The organism is Azospirillum oleiclasticum (assembly GCF_013423485.1).
Lineage (GTDB): Bacteria > Pseudomonadota > Alphaproteobacteria > Azospirillales > Azospirillaceae > Azospirillum > Azospirillum oleiclasticum.
This window is the reverse complement of sequence record NZ_JABFFR010000035.1, coordinates 18,490-34,708: the sequence shown is the minus strand read 5'-3', so window position 1 is coordinate 34,708 and position 16,219 is coordinate 18,490. Positions and strand designations below refer to the sequence as shown.

Annotated in this window: 16 protein-coding genes; 12 read left to right on the top strand and 4 right to left on the bottom strand. The window is 71.5% G+C overall.

The genetic code is table 11. From position 1 onward, the window contains the following. Positions 1–65: 65 nt before the first annotated feature. From HL658_RS28450 to HL658_RS28435, 4 genes are all read right to left on the bottom strand, one after another. Entirely contained in the window at positions 66–749 is a 684-nt protein-coding gene (locus tag HL658_RS28450; protein WP_180285812.1) for a DUF6064 family protein, read from the bottom strand. Next, positions 749–1,678: an aldo/keto reductase gene (locus tag HL658_RS28445; protein ID WP_180285813.1), complete on the bottom strand. Its 930-nt coding sequence runs from the start codon at positions 1,676–1,678 to the stop codon at positions 749–751. The genes HL658_RS28450 and HL658_RS28445 overlap by 1 nt, the downstream gene beginning before the upstream one ends. 104 nt (positions 1,679–1,782) lie before the next feature. After that, entirely contained in the window at positions 1,783–2,430 is a 648-nt protein-coding gene (locus tag HL658_RS28440; RefSeq protein ID WP_180285814.1) for a YcbK family protein, read from the bottom strand. A 69-nt stretch (positions 2,431–2,499) separates the two neighbouring features. After that, positions 2,500–3,165 carry a GntR family transcriptional regulator gene (locus HL658_RS28435; protein WP_180285815.1) on the bottom strand — a complete coding sequence of 222 codons (666 nt, stop codon included), beginning with the start codon at positions 3,163–3,165 and terminating at the stop codon, positions 2,500–2,502. Positions 3,166–3,273: 108 nt separating this feature from the next. On the opposite strand from HL658_RS28435, the gene HL658_RS28430 reads away from it, so the two are divergent. From HL658_RS28430 to HL658_RS28375, 12 genes are all read left to right on the top strand, one after another. Then, positions 3,274–3,918 (top strand): GntR family transcriptional regulator, encoded by a 645-nt coding sequence (locus tag HL658_RS28430; RefSeq protein ID WP_180285816.1) that lies wholly within the window; start codon positions 3,274–3,276, stop codon positions 3,916–3,918. 205 nt (positions 3,919–4,123) lie between these two features. Next, positions 4,124–4,954: an ABC transporter substrate-binding protein gene (locus tag HL658_RS28425; RefSeq protein WP_343055376.1), complete on the top strand. Its 831-nt coding sequence runs from the start codon at positions 4,124–4,126 to the stop codon at positions 4,952–4,954. 29 nt (positions 4,955–4,983) lie between these two features. Next, positions 4,984–5,685: an amino acid ABC transporter permease gene (locus HL658_RS28420; RefSeq protein ID WP_180285818.1), complete on the top strand. Its 702-nt coding sequence runs from the start codon at positions 4,984–4,986 to the stop codon at positions 5,683–5,685. 53 nt (positions 5,686–5,738) lie between these two features. Further along, positions 5,739–6,629, top strand: coding sequence for a dihydrodipicolinate synthase family protein (locus tag HL658_RS28415; protein WP_180285819.1), 891 nt, complete (start codon positions 5,739–5,741; stop codon positions 6,627–6,629). A 14-nt stretch (positions 6,630–6,643) separates the two neighbouring features. Then, entirely contained in the window at positions 6,644–7,795 is a 1,152-nt protein-coding gene (locus HL658_RS28410; RefSeq protein ID WP_180285820.1) for a M20 family metallopeptidase, read from the top strand. 11 nt (positions 7,796–7,806) lie between these two features. Next, the gene (locus tag HL658_RS28405) at positions 7,807–10,722 is read left to right on the top strand and encodes an FAD-dependent oxidoreductase (protein WP_180285821.1); all 2,916 of its coding nucleotides are present in this window, start codon (positions 7,807–7,809) and stop codon (positions 10,720–10,722) included. Then, complete coding sequence (locus tag HL658_RS28400) at positions 10,719–11,447, top strand: amino acid ABC transporter ATP-binding protein (RefSeq protein WP_180285822.1); 729 nt, start codon at positions 10,719–10,721, stop codon at positions 11,445–11,447. Before HL658_RS28405 ends, HL658_RS28400 begins: the two co-directional genes overlap by 4 nt. A gap of 28 nt (positions 11,448–11,475) precedes the next feature. Continuing rightward, positions 11,476–12,798 carry a M20 family metallopeptidase gene (locus tag HL658_RS28395; protein ID WP_180285823.1) on the top strand — a complete coding sequence of 441 codons (1,323 nt, stop codon included), beginning with the start codon at positions 11,476–11,478 and terminating at the stop codon, positions 12,796–12,798. 144 nt (positions 12,799–12,942) lie between these two features. Next, a complete protein-coding gene (locus HL658_RS28390; protein ID WP_180285824.1) occupies positions 12,943–14,268 on the top strand; it encodes an NAD(P)/FAD-dependent oxidoreductase in 1,326 nt (441 codons plus the stop codon). 11 nt (positions 14,269–14,279) lie between these two features. After that, complete coding sequence (locus HL658_RS28385; protein WP_180285825.1) at positions 14,280–14,648, top strand: DUF5368 domain-containing protein; 369 nt, start codon at positions 14,280–14,282, stop codon at positions 14,646–14,648. Next, positions 14,645–15,559: an alpha/beta fold hydrolase gene (locus tag HL658_RS28380; protein WP_180285826.1), complete on the top strand. Its 915-nt coding sequence runs from the start codon at positions 14,645–14,647 to the stop codon at positions 15,557–15,559. Before HL658_RS28385 ends, HL658_RS28380 begins: the two co-directional genes overlap by 4 nt. Beyond that, positions 15,523–16,215: a class I SAM-dependent methyltransferase gene (locus HL658_RS28375; protein ID WP_180285827.1), complete on the top strand. Its 693-nt coding sequence runs from the start codon at positions 15,523–15,525 to the stop codon at positions 16,213–16,215. Before HL658_RS28380 ends, HL658_RS28375 begins: the two co-directional genes overlap by 37 nt. Positions 16,216–16,219: the final 4 nt, after the last annotated feature.

Here is a 16,219-nt window from a genome sequence, read left to right as displayed (position 1 = left end):
CGATCTGTGGATGACGGGTTGACCTCCACTCTGTCCGGCAATGGTTAACGCGATGAAACCAGACGTCACAAAGGCTTGCGCGCATTGGTGGTAGGCCAAGCGCGGCCGGCGACGGCCAGGACGGCCGCGGTTGCCGGGATCGCCCCCTCCGGCCCGCCCATGGTGTGCAAGGTCGCCCAGCTCACCGCGCACCAGCCCAGAGGAATGACCATGACCACCCAGGCCGCCGTCCCCCCGGTCATCAGCACCGCCAGTCCCAGCGTCGCGATGGCCGTCGGATCGGGCGCGATGCCGAACAGCTCGGCCGCCGCCGGCGGGTGCCCGGCGATCATGCCGGTGAACGGGTGCAGCAGAAGCCCGTGCAGAAGAAGCGCCCACCCGATCACCCGCGGCACCGACGGCGGCACCACCCGCGGCATCCCCGCTCCAAAGGCTCCGAGCCCGAGCAGCAGCAGCGCTTGCAGGGCGAAGCCACCCGCCAGCCACGGCGCCGCCCAGTTGATCGTCGCGTAGCGGGACCACAGGAAGCTCCAGGCAACCCAGGCCCAGACGAGGGCCAACGCCACCGCGACGACCCGTCCGGACCACGGGCGGGGCCGCGCCGTCCACCAGACCAGGGTCAGCCCGATCGGCAGCGCCGCCAGGTGCAGCGGCCACACCGCCTCGTTGTGAAGAGCGAACATCCGCCAGTAGACACGCGGCGAGAAGAGCAGGAAATCCTCAAGCGAATAACTCCACCAGTCCGCCATCACAGATCGCCCACATCGTCCGCCATGCGCCGGCGCAGCGCGTCGTCGGGCAGCGGACCGGTGGCCGCCGCGACATTCTCGCGGGCATGGTCGGGGCGCGTGGTGGCGGGGATCGTCACCGTCACCGCGGGGTGGGACAGGATGAATTTCAGGATGGCCTGCGCCCAGGTGGTGGCGCCGATCTCCGCCGCCCAGCCGGGGAGCGGGGTGCCCTCCAGCCGGCGGGTCAGGGAACCCTGGCGGAAGGGCCGGTTGACGATCACGGCGATGCCGCGCTCCTGCGCCAGCGGCAGGATGCGGCCCTCCACCTCGCGGTCGAGGATGTTGTAGCTGATCTGGACGAAATCGATCGGCTGCGTGCGCATGATCCGTTCCACCAGATCATGCCGCCGCCCCTCCGAGGTGGTGATCCCGGCGTAGCGCAGCCGCCCCTGTTCCTTCATCGCGAACAGGGTGCGCAGATGCGCCTCCCAGCCCAGCAGGTTGTGGACCTGGAGCAGATCGAACCGCTCCACGCCCCACAGCCCGCGCGACCGTTCGATCTGCACCGGCCCGTCACTGCCGGCCGAGGTCCAGACCTTGTCCGTGGCGAACACGGCGGGCGGATGCCCGAGTGCTGCCAGCCCATGGCCGATCACCGCCTGCGCCGAGCCATACATGGGAGAGGAGTCGATCATCCGCCCGCCCGCGTCGAGGAACGCCGCCATCACGGCGGTGCATTCGCGGCGCAGTGCCGCGTCGTCGCCGACGTTGAAGGTGATCCAGCTTCCCAGCCCGACAGCGGGGATCGCCTCGCCGGACGACGGGATGCGGCGCAGCTCCGGCGAAGCCGGCCGCGCCGACGGACGGCCGGGCCGAAGACCGGACGCGGCGGCGAAGGCCGCGGCTCCCGCGAGAGCGGTGCGGCGGGAGAAAGGGCGAAGAGTCATGGGCGGGCTCCTCCGTGACCGGGTTTGACCGTCGCCATGAAACTGGTGCCGCGGGACCGCCGTTCCTACCCTCGGGCCTGTCCATGAGGTCGCCCGCTGTCAGGTCAGGGGCGCAGGCTCTTCTGCCGGCGGGCGAGCGCCCGGTGCAGCTTCATGCGCTGGGCCACCGTCGGCGGCCGTCCGCGGCCGAAGGCGAACAAGCCGTCCAACCCGCTGCCGAACATCTCCCAATTGCGCACCGGCCCGGTGTCGATGTGCAGGAAGTGGGAGGCCGGATACCACCCCACCCCGCCGCGCTTCATGCCCAGCGCCGCGCTGTGCGCGTCCTCCAGCTTGCTGGGGAAGGTGATGTCGAGCGCCCGGCCATAGAGGTGCTGGCTGTTCTCCGCCACGCCGAAGCCCTTGGCCGCCAGCATGGCGTTGGTCTTCGGCGTGCGGAAGGCCGACAGGATGGTGGCCTTGCCGTGGCCGATGGCGTCCATCAGATCGGCCAGGAAATCCAGCGCCCCCACATCGATCGGGCCGACGGTGCCGGAATGATGGTCGCGCAGGAATTTGCCGAGATCCGCCATGGCGTCGGGCAACGGTCCCGCCGCATCGCGGTAAGGGCCGTCGAAACTCTCGCCGGTGTTCTGGTTCTTCAAGGAGAGCCGGCGCGGCGCCGAGGGCGCCGCCAGGGCCGGCCAGGAGATCAGCGCCAGCGCGCCGCTTCCGATGAGGAGGTCACGGCGCTTCAGGATCGGTCTGGACATGGCCGCCATTGTCTCGCGGAGACGCGGGGCGCTGTCAACCGCGCATCGGTCAACGCGCCTGCGCGAGGGTCAACGCACCTGCGCGAGCGCGAAGCGGATCAGGCTGTCGATGTGGGCGGCGGTGGCCTTGCGGGTGGCCTTTGCGTCACCCGACTCCAGCGCGCGGATGATGGTCAGGTGCTCGGTGGAGTCGGGCACGAGGCGGTCCTTCAGCCGGTCGATCTCGAACAGCCGGGTGGTCGCGCGCATCTGGCGCAGGATTCGGCCCATCACCTCGTTGGCGCAATGGTCGATGAACAGGTTGTGCAGGTTGTCGTCGGATTGCCAGTGGGCGTCGGTGTGGTGGGTGGTGGCGCTCAGCAGCTCCTCGATCTCGCGGCGCACGTCGATGAACTTGCGGCCGGGGATGCGGCCGATGGCGAGCACGGCGGCCTCCGGCTCCAGGATTTCGCGCACCTTGAGGCTCTGGAGATATTCGCCGAGATCGACGCGGCGCACGACGAAGGAGCGGCCGGTCGCCTTGACCACCATCCCCTCCCCTTCCAGCCGTTGCAGGGCCTCGCGGAGCGGGGTGCGGGAGATGCCCAGTGCTTCAGCCAGCCGGCTCTCGACGATCGCCTCGCCGCCGCGCAGGCGGCGGTGCCGGATCATGTCCGACACGGCGGTGTAGGCCTGACCCGCCAGATTGGAGCCCGCTTCCACAGGGGTTTCGGGTACGCTGATGTCGTCGGCCATGCCGCTGGTCTCTCCGGTGCCGGAAGCGGTCGGTGGTATGCCGACGGTGGACAATCGGTCAAGCACCCCTGAATATCCCGGAAGCGCAACCAGGGGAAGACCGGTCGGATGGACGAGCACAGCGGCGCGGAATCGGGGAAGCTGGCCGAGGGTGCCTACCGCTCCGTTCTCGGCGACATCATCCGCTGCGTGCTCCCCGGCGGCACCGTCATCCAGGAGCGCAAGCTGGCCCAGGCGCTGGGCGTGTCGCGCAGCCCGATGCGCGACGCGCTGAACCGTCTGGAGGGCGAGGGTCTGCTGGTCCGGCTGACCGAGCGGCTGCTGACGGTGCGGGTGATCACGCTGGAGGATTACCTGCACAGCCTGGATGTGCGGGCGCTGATCGAGCCGCAGGCGGCGTCTCTCGCCACACCGCGGGTGATGGACGAGGAGCTGGAGCGGATCGACGCCACGCTGCGCGCGATCGAGGCCGCCGACGCCCCGACCCGGGAACAACATTGGGCCTTCGACGAGCTGCTGCACGGCACGCTGGCCGACCGCAGCGGCAATCCCTTCCTCGCCAAGACGATCCGCGAGATGCGCCGCTACACCGAGATCTTCGAGCGCCAGACGGTGCCAGCCCGCATCAGCCCGGGCGCCGCCGACCATCGGGCGTTGGTGGACGCGCTGCGCGAACGCCGTCCCGAACGTGTCAAAAGCGCGATGGCGACCCATATCCGCAACGTCCGAAAACGCACGCTCGCGGGCTTTTGAGCGGGCTGCCGGACCCGACGCCACACCCCGTTTCCGGGCGTCGATCACAGCGGGAACGCCACGCGCCCCCTTGCGTCGTAGTGCGCTCTGTGTATTAAATTGGTATACCATCCGCATGCCGATCGTGGACCCATGGCCTTCCTGTACGGGCCGTCCACCGGACACGACGCCGGCCAGCGCCCAACAAGGAGGGACAAGAATGCTCGTGAACAGGACTTCCCGTCTGGCCACCCTGGCCGCCCTCGGCATGCTCGCCGCCGGCCCCGCCCTGGCCCAGGGCTGCAAGCCCGCGGTGCCGGATTCGGCGCTGGTCAAGCCGGGCACGCTGGTGATGTCGACCAACCCCACCCTGCCGCCGCTCCAGTATGTGGACCAGACCGGCACGCTGAAGGGCATGCGCGTCGAGCTCGGCACGGAGATCGCCAAGCGCCTGTGCCTGACGCCGGAATACATCCGGATCGAGTTCTCGGCGATGATCCCCGGCCTGCAGTCCGGCCGCTGGGACATGATCAACACCGGCATCTTCTTCACGCCGGCGCGCGCCAACCTGATGCAGATGATCCCCTACGAGAAGCAGGCGATCAGCATCTCCGTGCCGGCCGGCAAGGGCGCCACCGTGACCAAGCCCGAGGATCTCGCCGGCAAGACCGTGGGCGTCGAGATCGGCGGCTTCGAGGAGAACAAGACCAAGGCGCTGAACGAGGAGCTGAAGGGCAAGGGCCTAGCGCCCATGACCATCCGCACCTTCGACAACTTCGCGCTCGCCTACCAGGCGCTGCGCGCCGGCCAGGTCGAGGCTGTCGTGTCGATCGATGGCGTGGCGAAGGAGTATTCGGATCGCGGCGACTTCGCCCGCGCGCTGCACGGCCTCTACGCCACGCCCGTGGCGCTGGCCTTCAAGAACAAGCCGCTGGCCGAGGCCGTTCTGAAGGTGCTGAACGAGATGAAAGCCGACGGCTCCTACCAGAAGCTGTTCGACCAGTTCGGCGCGCTGCCGACCGACGGGGATCTGACCCTCGCCGGCCCGGCGACCTGATCGGCATTCGATAGACCCGGGAGGAGGCGATGCAGGTCTGGAGCTGGTCGGGTTTCTTCGACTATCTGACCAACCCGTACATCATGGAAGGGGCGCTCACCACGCTCTGGCTCACGGCGGTCTCCATCGTGGGCGGCCTCATCCTGGGTTTCATCCTGGCGCTGATGAGACTGTCCCCGCGGCGCCTCGTCTCGGCGCCGGCGGGGGCCTATGTGTGGCTGTTCCGCGGCACGCCGCTGCTGGTGCAGCTGATCGTCATCTACACCGGCCTGCCGCAGCTCGGCATCCGGCTCAGCGTCGTGGAATCGGCGCTGATCGGGCTGACGCTGAACGAGGCCGCCTATCTGGCGGAGATCGTGCGCTCCGGCATCCTGGCGGTGCCGCAGGGGCAGGTCCGGGCATCGCGGGCACTCGGCATGCGGGAGGCGCAGATCATGCGCTACATCGTCATGCCGCAGGCGCTGCGCATCATCATCCCGCCGCTCGGCAACTCCGTGAACGGTCTTCTCAAGACCACCTCCGTCACCTCGGTCATCTCCATGGAGGAGCTGCTGCGCCGCACGCAGGTGCTGATCCAGGAGAAGTTCATGGTGCTGGAGCTGTTCGCGGTGGCGGCCATCTACTACCTCCTCATCACCACCCTGTGGGACCTGGTCCAGCGCCGCATCGAGGCCCGTTTCGGGCGCGCCTACCAGCAGAACGGCGCCGGCGCCGAGAGCGACCAGCGCTGACCCCCTCCCCTCTCCCCGAGTTTCGGGCCGGCATCCGGCCGATGGTGGAATCCATGAGCAAGAGCTTTCGCGGCACCTACACCGTGATGATCACGCCCTACGACGCCGAGGGCCGTGTCGATCTGAAGGCGATGGCGGACCTGACCGAATGGCAGATCCGCAACGGCATCCACGGCCTGATCCCACTGGGGTCGACCGGCGAATTCCTGTCGCTGAGCGAGGAGGAGCGCGACGGCGTCGCCTCCACCGTCATCGGCACCGCCGCCGGGCGGGTGCCGGTGCTGATCGGCACCGGGGCGGAGGACACGCGCGAGGCGCTGCGCCTGAGCCGCAAGGCCGAGGCGATGGGTGCCGACGGCGTGATGATCATCCCGCCCTTCTATTCCACCCCCACCGACGACGAGCTGGTCCACCACTACCGCACCGTCGCGGAGGGGATCGGCATCCCGATCATGGTCTACAACAACCCGGCGACCGCCAATGTCGACCTGAAGCCGGCGCTGGTCGCCCGCATCGCCGAGATCGACGGCTGCGACTACATCAAGGAATCGACGCTGGAGGTGACGCGGGTGCGCGACATCATCCGGCTCTGCGGCGACCGGATGACGGTGTTCGGCGGCATCCTCGGCTTCGAATCCTTCGTGGAAGGGGCGCAGGGCTGGGTGGCTGTGGCGTCCAACGTGGCGCCGCGGCCGCTGTCGCGCCTGTTCGAGCTGGTCGCCGACGAGGACGATGTCCGCGAGGCGCACGCGCTCTACCTGAAGTGGCTGCCGGTGATCGAGGCGGTGGGCGGCCAGCGCTACGTCGCCGGCACCAAGGCGCTGCTGACCCACATGGGCTTCGGCGCCGGGGCGCCGCGCCCGCCGCGCCTGCCGCTGCCGGCGGACGTGGACGCCGCGATGCGCGACATCGTGGATTCCTTCGGTCTGCGCTTCACCCTCTGACCGGATCGCGCGCCATGACTGTCGATGCCGACGCCCTCGTCGCCACGCTCGCCCGCCTCGTGGCGGTGCCGACCGCCTACCCGCCGGGCGACACCAGCGGACTGACGCCGCTGCTGGTGCCGGAGCTGGAGGCGCTCGGCTACCGCGTCGGTGTGCACGCCGAACGGCCGGGGCTCGACAACGTGGTCGCCTCCATTGGGGAGGGCGGGCCGCATCTGGTGTTCAACGCGCACGCCGACACGGTGGGCGTGGGCGACGATGCTGGCTGGCGCAGCGACCCCTTCGCGTTGACGGCGGACGGCGACCGGCTTTACGGGCTGGGGGCGTCGAACTGCAAGGGCTCCATGGCCGTCCATCTGTGGCTGGCGGCGGAGATCGCGCGGCGCGGCGGCCCGCGGCGGGGAACGGTGACCTTCACCTTCGTCACCGACGAGGAGAGCCTGGGCCCGCACGGCATGGCCTATCTGCGCCGCGCCGGGCTGGTGAAGCCGGACCTGCTGTGCCTGGGTGCCCCCACCGCCAACACGCTGATCACGGCGGAACGCGGCGTGATGTGGGTGGGCATCGAGACCACCGGCCGCGCCGCCCATGCCGGAGCGCCCGAGACGGGCGACAACGCGGTCGAGCGCATGCTGCGCCTGCTGGCCCGGCTGGAGGCGACGCTGTTCGCCGACATCCGGCGCCGCGTGGACGGGCCGCTGCGCTCCACGGTCAATCTCGGCCAGCTCCACGGCGGCACCAACACCAACGTGGTGCCGAGCCGCTGCCGGGCGGAGATCGACCGCCGCCTGCTGCCGACGGAGACGGTGGACGGCGCCCATGCCGAAATCGTCGCCGCACTGAAGGCGGCCGGCGAGCCGGAGGGGAGCTGGAGCGCCGAGCTGATGCGCGGCACCAACGGCTTCGCCTCCTCCCGCACGGGTGCCCTGGTGACGGCGCTGGCCGGAGCGGTGGAAGCGGTGACCGGGCGGGCCGCCGCCTTCACCGACGCGGTGGGGGCGAGCGACGGCCGCTGGTTCGCCGGGGACGGCATCGAGATCGTGAATTTCGGCCCCGGCGGCGGTTCCGAGGGGCACGCCGCCAACGAGTTCATCAGCCGCGCCGAGCTGGTGGAGAGTGCCGCCATCCACGCCGCCCTCGTCGAGCGGTTGGTCGGGCTGGGCTGACGGGGACCGCCATGCGTCACGGCACCGCCACCGGCGGCGACACCGTCACCCTGCAATTCGACGGGAGCCCCGTCACCGCCCGCAAGGGCGAGACCATCGCCGCGGCCCTCGTCGCCAACGGCCTGCTGGCGCAGGGCCGGGCGCGCACGGGGGAGCCGCGCGGCGTCTTTTGCGGAATGGGCGTCTGCCACGACTGCCTCGTCACCGTGGACGGCCGCGCCGGGGTGCGCGCCTGCATGACCAAGGCGGCCGACGGCATGCGGATCGGGCCGCAGGCCGGCCGGCCGGACGTGCGTACCGGCGGGACCGATCTGGCGCCCCTGCCCGCCGCGCCGCTGGCGGAGGAGGCGGTCGATCTGCTGGTGGTCGGGGCCGGTCCCGGCGGTCTGGCCGCGGCCCTGGCCGCCCGCCGGGCCGGGCTGACGGTGCTGGTCACCGACGAGCGGCCGGCCCCCGGCGGCCAGTATTACAAGCAGCCGGCGACCGAGGGCCTCACCGCCGACGGACAGGCCCTTCAAGGTGCCAAGCTGATCGCCGAGGCCCGCGGCGCCGGCATCGCGCTGCGCGACGACACGCTGGTCTGGGGCGCCTTCCGGGAGGAGGCGGGTCTGGTCGTCGGCGTCTACCGCCAGGGCGTCGCCGGCTACATCCGCCCGCGCACCCTGATCGTGGCGACCGGCGCCTACGAGCAGCCGGGCGTCTTCCCCGGCTGGACGCTGCCCGGCGTGATGACCACCGGGGCCGCGCAGACTCTGCTGCGCAGCTACGGCGTGACACCGGGGCAACGGGTGCTGGTTGCCGGCAACGGGCCGCTGAACCTGCAGGTGGCGGTGGAGCTGCTGCGCGCGGGCGCCGAGGTCGTCGCGGTGGCGGAGGCCGCACCCGCCCCCTGGACGCGCGCCGCCACCGGGGCCGCCATGATGGCGGCGGAGCCGGCTCTGGCCGCCGCCGGTCTGCGCCAGCTCGCGGTGTTGGCCGCCAAGTGCGTGCCGGTGCTGTGGGGTCACCGTCTGGCGCGGGTGGACGGCACCGACCGGGCGACCGACGCGGTGCTCACCGGCCCCGCCGGCGCGGAACGGCGGTTCGCGATCCACGCGGTGTGCGTCGGCGAGGGCTTCTCCCCGGTCAACGAGATCGCCCGGCTGCTCGGCTGCGAGCACCGGGTGCGCGGCGACGGGGCCACGGCCCGGCTGGAGGCGGTGCGCGACGACGCCGGCGGCACCTCGCAGCCGGATGTGTTCGTGGTCGGCGAGGCCGGCGGCTTCGGCGGCGCCCACATCGCCATGGCGCAGGGCCGGCTGGCGGGGGCGGAGGCGGCCCGACGCCTCGGCCACTCCGTGCCGGAGGATGCCGAGGCACGCCGCCTGCTGGCCCGCCACCGCCGGTTCCAGGCGATCCTGTGGCGGGTGTTCGCGGCCGACGACCCCGGCCTGTCGCGGGCCGACGACGACACCCCCGTCTGCCGCTGCGAAGGCGTGGCGCTGGGTGTCCTGCGGCGGACCATCGCCGCGGAGGGGGTGGCCGACCTTCCCACCCTGAAGCGCCTGACCCGCGCCGGCATGGGCCGCTGTCAGGGCCGCTACTGCATGCCGCGTCTGGCGACGCTGGTCGGCCGCCCGGCCGTGGAAGCCGATTTTCCCACGCCGCAGGTGCCGCTGCGCCCGGTGCCGGTGGCGGCACTGGCGGTGGAGAAGCCGGAATGGGGCGGCCACAAGCGCGCCCTGCTGCCGCCCTTCCCGCCGCTGGCCGACACGGCACCGCTCGGCATCGCGGAGGCGCCGGTCGTCGTCGTTGGGGCCGGCATCGCCGGGCTCTCCACCGCGCTGTTCCTGGCGCGCGCCGGGGTGGAGGTGGTGGTGCTCGACCGCGGCCACCCCAACGGTCGCGCGTCCGGCGGCAACGCCGGCAGCCTGCACGGCCAGCTCCTGTCCTTCGACCATGGCGCCAAGGCGGAGGGGGACGGCGGGGCCGCTGCCCGCACCCTGCCCCTCCAGCGCGAGTCCATCGACCTGTGGATGGCGCTCGAACGCGAGACCGGCCGCGACCTGGAGATCAAGCTCACCGGCGGCCTGATGGTGGCGGAGGACGAGCGGGCGCTCGCCTGGCTCGGCGACAAGACGCGGGTGGAGCGGGCGCAGGGCATCGAGTGCCACGTGATCGGTGCCGCCGAGCTGCGGGCTTTGGAGCCGGCGCTGGACGAGCGCTTCGTCGGCGCCGCCTATTGCCCGCAGGAGGGCAAGATCAACCCGCTGGTCGCCACCCAGGCGGTGCTGGACGCCGCGAAGGCGGCGGGGGCGAGGGTCTTCCCGCTGACCGACGTGACCGCCATCGAGCGCGACGCAGCCGGCTTCGCCGTGCACACCCAGCGCGGCGTGATCCGCGCGGGCCGGGTGGTGAACGCCGCCGGCGGCTTCGCGTCGCGGGTGGGGCGCATGCTGGGGGTGGAGGTGCCGGTCTTCGGGGCGCCGCTCCAGATGGTGGTGACGGAGGCGGTGGAGCCGCTGGTGACGTGCCTCGTCGCCCACGCCGACCGCCATCTGACCCTGAAGCAGGCGGCCAACGGCAACCTGATCATCGGCGGAGCCTGGACCGCCGGGCTCGACCCCGTGCACCACCACCCCCGCCCGCTGCGCGCCAGCATCGAGGGCAACCTGTGGGTGGCGCAGCATGTGGTGCCGGCGCTGCGCAAGCTGACGGTGCTGCGGACCTGGGCCGCCATGAACATCAACATCGACGGCGCGCCCATCCTGGGCGAGCATCCGGCCGTGCCCGGCTTCTTCAACGCGGTCACGTCCAACGGCTACACGCTGGGCCCCATCGTCGGGCGGATCACCGCCGACCTGATCCGGCACGGCGAGGCCGGCCGCGACCTCGCCCCCTTTTCCATCGCGCGCTTCAAGACCGCACCGGAGGCCACCCGCCCATGATCGAGATCGTCAACGTCAGCAAGTGGTACGGGAACTTCCAGGTGCTCAAGGACTGCACCACCTCCGTCGCCAAGGGGGAGGTGGTGGTGATCTGCGGTCCCTCCGGCTCCGGCAAATCGACGCTGATCAAATGCGTCAACGCGCTGGAGGAGTTCCAGCAGGGCAGCATCACGGTGGACGGCACCTCGGTCGGTGACCCCAGGACCGACCTGCCGGAGCTGCGCGCCCGCGTCGGCATGGTGTTCCAGAATTTCGAGCTGTTCCCGCACCTGTCGATCCTCGACAACCTGACCATCGCCCAGGAGAAGGTTCTCGGCCGCAAGCGCGACGCCGCGGTCAAAAAGGCGGAGCAGCTTCTGGAGCGGGTCGGGCTTTCGGCGCACGCGAAGAAGTACCCGCTCCAGCTTTCCGGCGGGCAGCAGCAGCGCGTCGCCATCGCGCGGGCGCTGGCGATGGACCCGATCGCCATGCTGTTCGACGAGCCGACCTCGGCGCTCGACCCCGAGATGGTGTCGGAGGTGCTGGACGTGATGGTCACGCTGGCGCGCGAGGGCATGACCATGATGTGCGTGACCCACGAGATGGGCTTCGCCCGGCAGGTCGCCAGCCGCGTCATCTTCATCGACCGTGGCGAAATCGTAGACGACCGCCCGCCGGAACAGTTTTTCGGCAACGAGCGCAGCCCGCGCGCCGAACAGTTCCTCAGCAAGATCCTGCACCACTGACACCGGCCCGACCGGGGGGAGAACGGCCATGGACGTGACGATGCGGCGGATCCTGGCCCGCGGTGACGAGACCCGGGATGGCGCCATCGGCCTGCTGCGCGGCCTGATCGCCGCGACCGCCCTGGGCGAAACGGCGGTGCAGGAACGCGTGGCGGCGGAGTTGCGGGCGCTCGGCTGCACCGTGGAGAGCGTGCGCTACCGCCCCGCCGACGTGCCGATGGTGGAGGAGTTCGCCTCCGACCACGCCATCGACGCGGGCGAGCGGGTCAGCGTCGTCGGGCGGCTGCCGGGAAGCGGGGCCGGCGGACGCAGCCTCGTCCTCTTCGCCCACCCCGACGGCGAGCCGCCGGCCGACACGCAGCGCTGGGAGCGCGATCCCTTCATCGGGGTGATGGAAGGCGGCCGCCTGTACGGCTGGGGCGTCGCCGACGACCTTGCCGGGGTCGCCGCCATGGTGGAAGGGCTGCGGCTGCTGCTGGAGGCCGGCATCCAGCCGGCCGGCGACGTGATCATCGCCAGCACGCCCAGCAAGCGCCACGCCCGCGGCGTGTCCGCCCTGCTGCACGGCGGCCTGACCGCCGACGCCGCACTCTACCTGCATCCCGCCGAATCCGGTGCCGGTCTGTCCGAGGTGAAGGCCTTCGCCGCTGGCCAGCTCGATTTCCGCATCACCGTGGTTGGCCGCCCGCCCGCCACGACGGAGCCGCACCAGACCGGCTTCGCCCACCGGGCCGTCAACCCGGTGGACAAGGCGATGCTGGTGTGGAAGGCGCTGCGCGACCTCGACGAGCGGCGGGGCCTCTCGGTGCGGCACCCGCGGCTGCAGGCCGCGGTCGGGCGCTCCACCAACCTGATGGTCACGCACATGGCCTGCGGCGAACCAGAGCGGCTGTCCCGCGTCGCCGACCGCTGCGTGCTGGGCGGTGCCGTCTCCTTCCCGCCGCCGGAACGGCTGGCCGACGTGCAGGCGGCCATTGCCGCCGCGGTCGCCGAGGCCGCGGCCGGCGACCCCTGGCTGGCGGAACACCCGCCGGTGATCCACTGGGACGCCGGCGTCACCGGCGCCGAGGTGCCGGAAGACCACGCGCTCTGGCGCACGGTGTCGGGAGTGATGCAGGCGGTGACCGGCCGGCCCCCGCACGTCAACCCCATGCACACCTCCAGCGACATCCGCAACCCGATGGTGCAGAAGGGAATTCCCACCGTCGGCCTCGGCCCCCTCTGCGGCGACCTCACCCAGACCGGCGGCCATGACGAGTGGGTGGATGTGGACGACTACCTCCGCTGCGTGACTGCGACCGCCGGCATCATCGCCACCTGGTGCGGGGCGGGGCGTCCGCCGGGCCGGTAATCGCCACGTCCCTGTGCCGTTCTGCCGCAGGTGCCGCGGCGGGCTGGACCCCGGCAAGTCTATTATATAAGATTTTCCTCATAAACGAGCCGGGGCATCACCGTGATCCCGGCCGGACGTCATCACGACGCCAGGAGGAAACGCATGACCGGGATCACCGGGCCTCTCAGCCGCCGCACTCTGTTCAAACTGTCCGGAGCGGGGGCGGCGCTGCTCGCCGCCTCGCCCGCCGTCGCCGCCCCCGCTCCGCCGAAGGTCGCCAGCAAGGCCCGCATCGTCATCGCCGGCGGCGGTGCCGCCGGACTGGCCGCCGCGTCGCGGTTGGTCGAGCGGCTGGACGGGGCGTCCATCACGGTGATCGACCGCCGGAAGGACCATTACTACCAGCCCGGCTTCACGCTGGTCGCCGCCGGGCTGAAGCCGCGGGACTATGTGGTCTCCACCACCACCCAGTATCTGCCCCGCGGCATCGACCTGATCGAGGAGCAGGTGGCGGAATTCGACCCGGCCGGGAATGCGGTCGTCACCGACACCGGCCGCCGCATCGCCTACGACTTCCTGATCGTCGCGACCGGGCTGCATCTCGACTATGCGGCGATCGAGGGGATGGACACGGCGCTCATCGGCAAGGACGGGCTGGGCAGCGTCTACGCCGGCCCGGATGCCGCCGTCGCCACCTGGAAGGAGATGGCCCGCTTCGCCGAGACCGGCGGTGTCGGACTGTTCGGCCGGCCGGCCACGGAGATGAAGTGCGCCGGGGCGCCGCTGAAATACACCTTCATCACCGACGACTACCTGCGCCGCCACGGCAACCGCGGGAAGTCGGAGCTGATCTACTGCGCCCAGAACAAGGGCCTGTTCAGCGTGCCGATCGTGTCGGAGAAGGTGCGCATGCTGTTCCGCGACCGCGGGGTGAAGGTCGCCTACGAACACGTGATCACCGGCATCGACCCCGGCCGCAAGACCGCCACCTACAAGACGCCGGGCGGCACCGTGGAGATGAAGTACGACTTCATCAACGTGGTCCCGCCGATGCGCGCCCCGGCCGCCGTGCGCCAGAGCCCGCTCGGCTGGCAGACCGGCGCCTGGGCCGCCGACGGCTGGATGGAGGTGGAGAAGGCCACCCTGCGCCACAAGCGTTTCCCCAACGTCTTCGGTGTCGGCGACGTGGCCGGCGTGCCCAAGGGCAAGACCGCGGCCAGCGTCAAATGGCAGGTGCCGGTGGCGGTCGACCATCTGGTCGCCGACATCGCCGGGACCAAGGCGGCCAGCGTCTACAACGGCTACACCTCCTGCCCGCTGATCACCCAGCTCGGCCGCGCCATGCTGGTGGAGTTCGATTACGAGGACAATCTGACTCCGTCCTTCCCCGGCGTGATCGCGCCGCTGGAGGAGCTGTGGATCACCTGGGTCATGAAGACGATGGCGCTGAAGCCGACCTATCTTGCCATGCTGCGCGGCAACGCCTGAGGGAGGGGACGATGAAGGATCTGGATCCGATGGTGTTCGTGGCGGTGTTCCAGGAGATGATGGGGCCGCTGATGTGGATGCTCCTGGCGCTGGCGGTGGGCGGGCTGGTCGCCTTCGCCGCCGTGCTGGCGCGGGAGGGCCGGCTGGTCAGCCGGCGGCTGGTGCGGTCGGAGATCGTCGGGGTGTTCGGCGGCTTCGCGGCCCTGGCGCTGATGGCGTGGGTGACGCTGTCCGGCTTTTCCGACGCCGGTGGGCCGGTGGACTGGCTGCTGGTCGGCATCATCTGGGGCGCCGGGCTGGTGGGGACCACCATCCTCGCCTACGCCGTCCAGGGGCTGGTCGCACCGGATCGCGGGCACGGCATGACGGAGCCACAGTGACACTCTGGACCGCCGCGGTGCTGACCGCGCTCGCGGCGGCAGCCTTCCACCTCGCCGTCCGCCGGGGGTTCCGCATTCCCGACCGGCCGGAGACGGGGTCGCCCGCCGACCACGCCCTGCCCCACCGCACGGTGCTGATCCCGACCGCGCGCGGGCGGCGGCTGGCCGGCTGGCACATCCCACCACACGGTGACGGCCCGGCGCCCCATGTGGTGGTCATGCACGGCTGGGGCGCCAACGCCGGGGACATGCTGCCGCTGGCCGTGCCGTTGCACCGGGCCGGCTACGGCGTTCTGCTGGTCGCCGCCCGGAACCACGGCCGCAGCGACCGCGACGGCGTGTCCTCCATGCCGCTTTTCGCGGAAGACCTCGCCCACGCCCATTGTTGGGTCGAGGGCCGGCCCGAGGCGCTGCCCGGCCGCACCGCCCTGCTCGGCCATTCGGTCGGAGCCGCGGCGGCGATCCTGGCCGCGGCCCGTCTGTGCCGCACCCCGGCGGTCGCGGCGCTCGCCAGCTTCCGCCATCCGGAGACGGTGACCCGGCGCTTCCTGGAGCTGCGTGGCATTCCCTACCGCCCGCTCGGCTGGCTGGTCTGCCGCCATGTGGAGCGGGTCATCGGCCACCGCTTCGACCGCATCGCCCCCACCACCACCGCCGCCGAGCTGCGCTGCCCCGTCCTGCTGCTGCACGGGGCCGCCGACACCACCACCCCACCCGCGGATTCCGCCGCGATCGCCGCCGCCGTTCCGCCCGGCCTCGCCACCGTCGCGGTCATCCCCGGCGTCGGGCATGACACGCTGGACGGGCTGGACGCGGTGACGCGCGCGGTCCTCGATTTCCTTGCCATTCACCATCCCCCGACCGGAGATACACCATGCCCGAACCCGTACGCCGCCGTGCCCTCGACCTGATCGCCGAGCGCGTCGAGCTGGCGGGGAAGCGGATCGTCGATGTGGGCTGCGGCGAGGGCGGGCTGGTCCGCGCGCTCGTGCAACGCGGCGCCAGGGTGACCGGCGTCGAGTGCGGCGCGGAAATGCTGGCGGCCGCGCGGGCCGCCGAACCGGCGGGTGACGAGCGCTACCTGGAGGGCGTCGGCCAGGCGCTGCCGCTGCCCGATGGCTGTGCCGACCTCGTGGTGTTCATGAACAGCCTGCACCATGTGCCGGTCCCGCACATGGGCGCCGCCCTGGCGGAGGCCGGGCGCGTGCTGGTTCCGGGCGGGCTGGCGCTGGTCAACGAGCCGATCGCCGACGGCGCCTTCTTCCAGCTCACCCGTCTGGTGGAGGACGAGGTGGAGGTCCGGGCCGCGGCCCTCGCCGCCGTCCGCAACGCCTGCGCGGCCGGTCTCTTCACCGAGCAGGCGGAGATCGTCTACCTCAACCCCGTGCGCATGGAGAGTTTCGAGGCCTTCGCCGCCCGCATGGGCCGCATCGACGCGGCCCGCAAGGCGCTGGTGGCGGAGAAGGCGCCGCTTCTGCGCGACCTGTTCCACCGGCTGGCCGAGGCGCGCGACGGCGCCTTCCACTTCGACCAGCCGGCCCGGTTGAACATCCTGGCGCGGGCGTGACCGC

Excerpts from the sequence above, each read along its gene's own strand:
- HL658_RS28385 (WP_180285825.1), top strand. The coding sequence starts at position 14,280 with ATGAAGGATCTGGATCCGATGGTGTTCGTGGCGGTGTTCCAGGAGATG.
- HL658_RS28375 (WP_180285827.1), top strand. The coding sequence starts at position 15,523 with ATGCCCGAACCCGTACGCCGCCGTGCCCTCGACCTGATCGCCGAGCGC.
- HL658_RS28400 (WP_180285822.1), top strand. The coding sequence starts at position 10,719 with ATGATCGAGATCGTCAACGTCAGCAAGTGGTACGGGAACTTCCAGGTG.
- HL658_RS28415 (WP_180285819.1), top strand. The coding sequence starts at position 5,739 with ATGAGCAAGAGCTTTCGCGGCACCTACACCGTGATGATCACGCCCTAC.
- HL658_RS28450 (WP_180285812.1), bottom strand. The coding sequence starts at position 749 with ATGGCGGACTGGTGGAGTTATTCGCTTGAGGATTTCCTGCTCTTCTCG.
- HL658_RS28430 (WP_180285816.1), top strand. The coding sequence starts at position 3,274 with ATGGACGAGCACAGCGGCGCGGAATCGGGGAAGCTGGCCGAGGGTGCC.
- HL658_RS28395 (WP_180285823.1), top strand. The coding sequence starts at position 11,476 with ATGGACGTGACGATGCGGCGGATCCTGGCCCGCGGTGACGAGACCCGG.
- HL658_RS28420 (WP_180285818.1), top strand. The coding sequence starts at position 4,984 with ATGCAGGTCTGGAGCTGGTCGGGTTTCTTCGACTATCTGACCAACCCG.
- HL658_RS28410 (WP_180285820.1), top strand. The coding sequence starts at position 6,644 with ATGACTGTCGATGCCGACGCCCTCGTCGCCACGCTCGCCCGCCTCGTG.
- HL658_RS28440 (WP_180285814.1), bottom strand. The coding sequence starts at position 2,430 with ATGTCCAGACCGATCCTGAAGCGCCGTGACCTCCTCATCGGAAGCGGC.
- HL658_RS28390 (WP_180285824.1), top strand. The coding sequence starts at position 12,943 with ATGACCGGGATCACCGGGCCTCTCAGCCGCCGCACTCTGTTCAAACTG.
- HL658_RS28405 (WP_180285821.1), top strand. The coding sequence starts at position 7,807 with ATGCGTCACGGCACCGCCACCGGCGGCGACACCGTCACCCTGCAATTC.
- HL658_RS28445 (WP_180285813.1), bottom strand. The coding sequence starts at position 1,678 with ATGACTCTTCGCCCTTTCTCCCGCCGCACCGCTCTCGCGGGAGCCGCG.
- HL658_RS28435 (WP_180285815.1), bottom strand. The coding sequence starts at position 3,165 with ATGGCCGACGACATCAGCGTACCCGAAACCCCTGTGGAAGCGGGCTCC.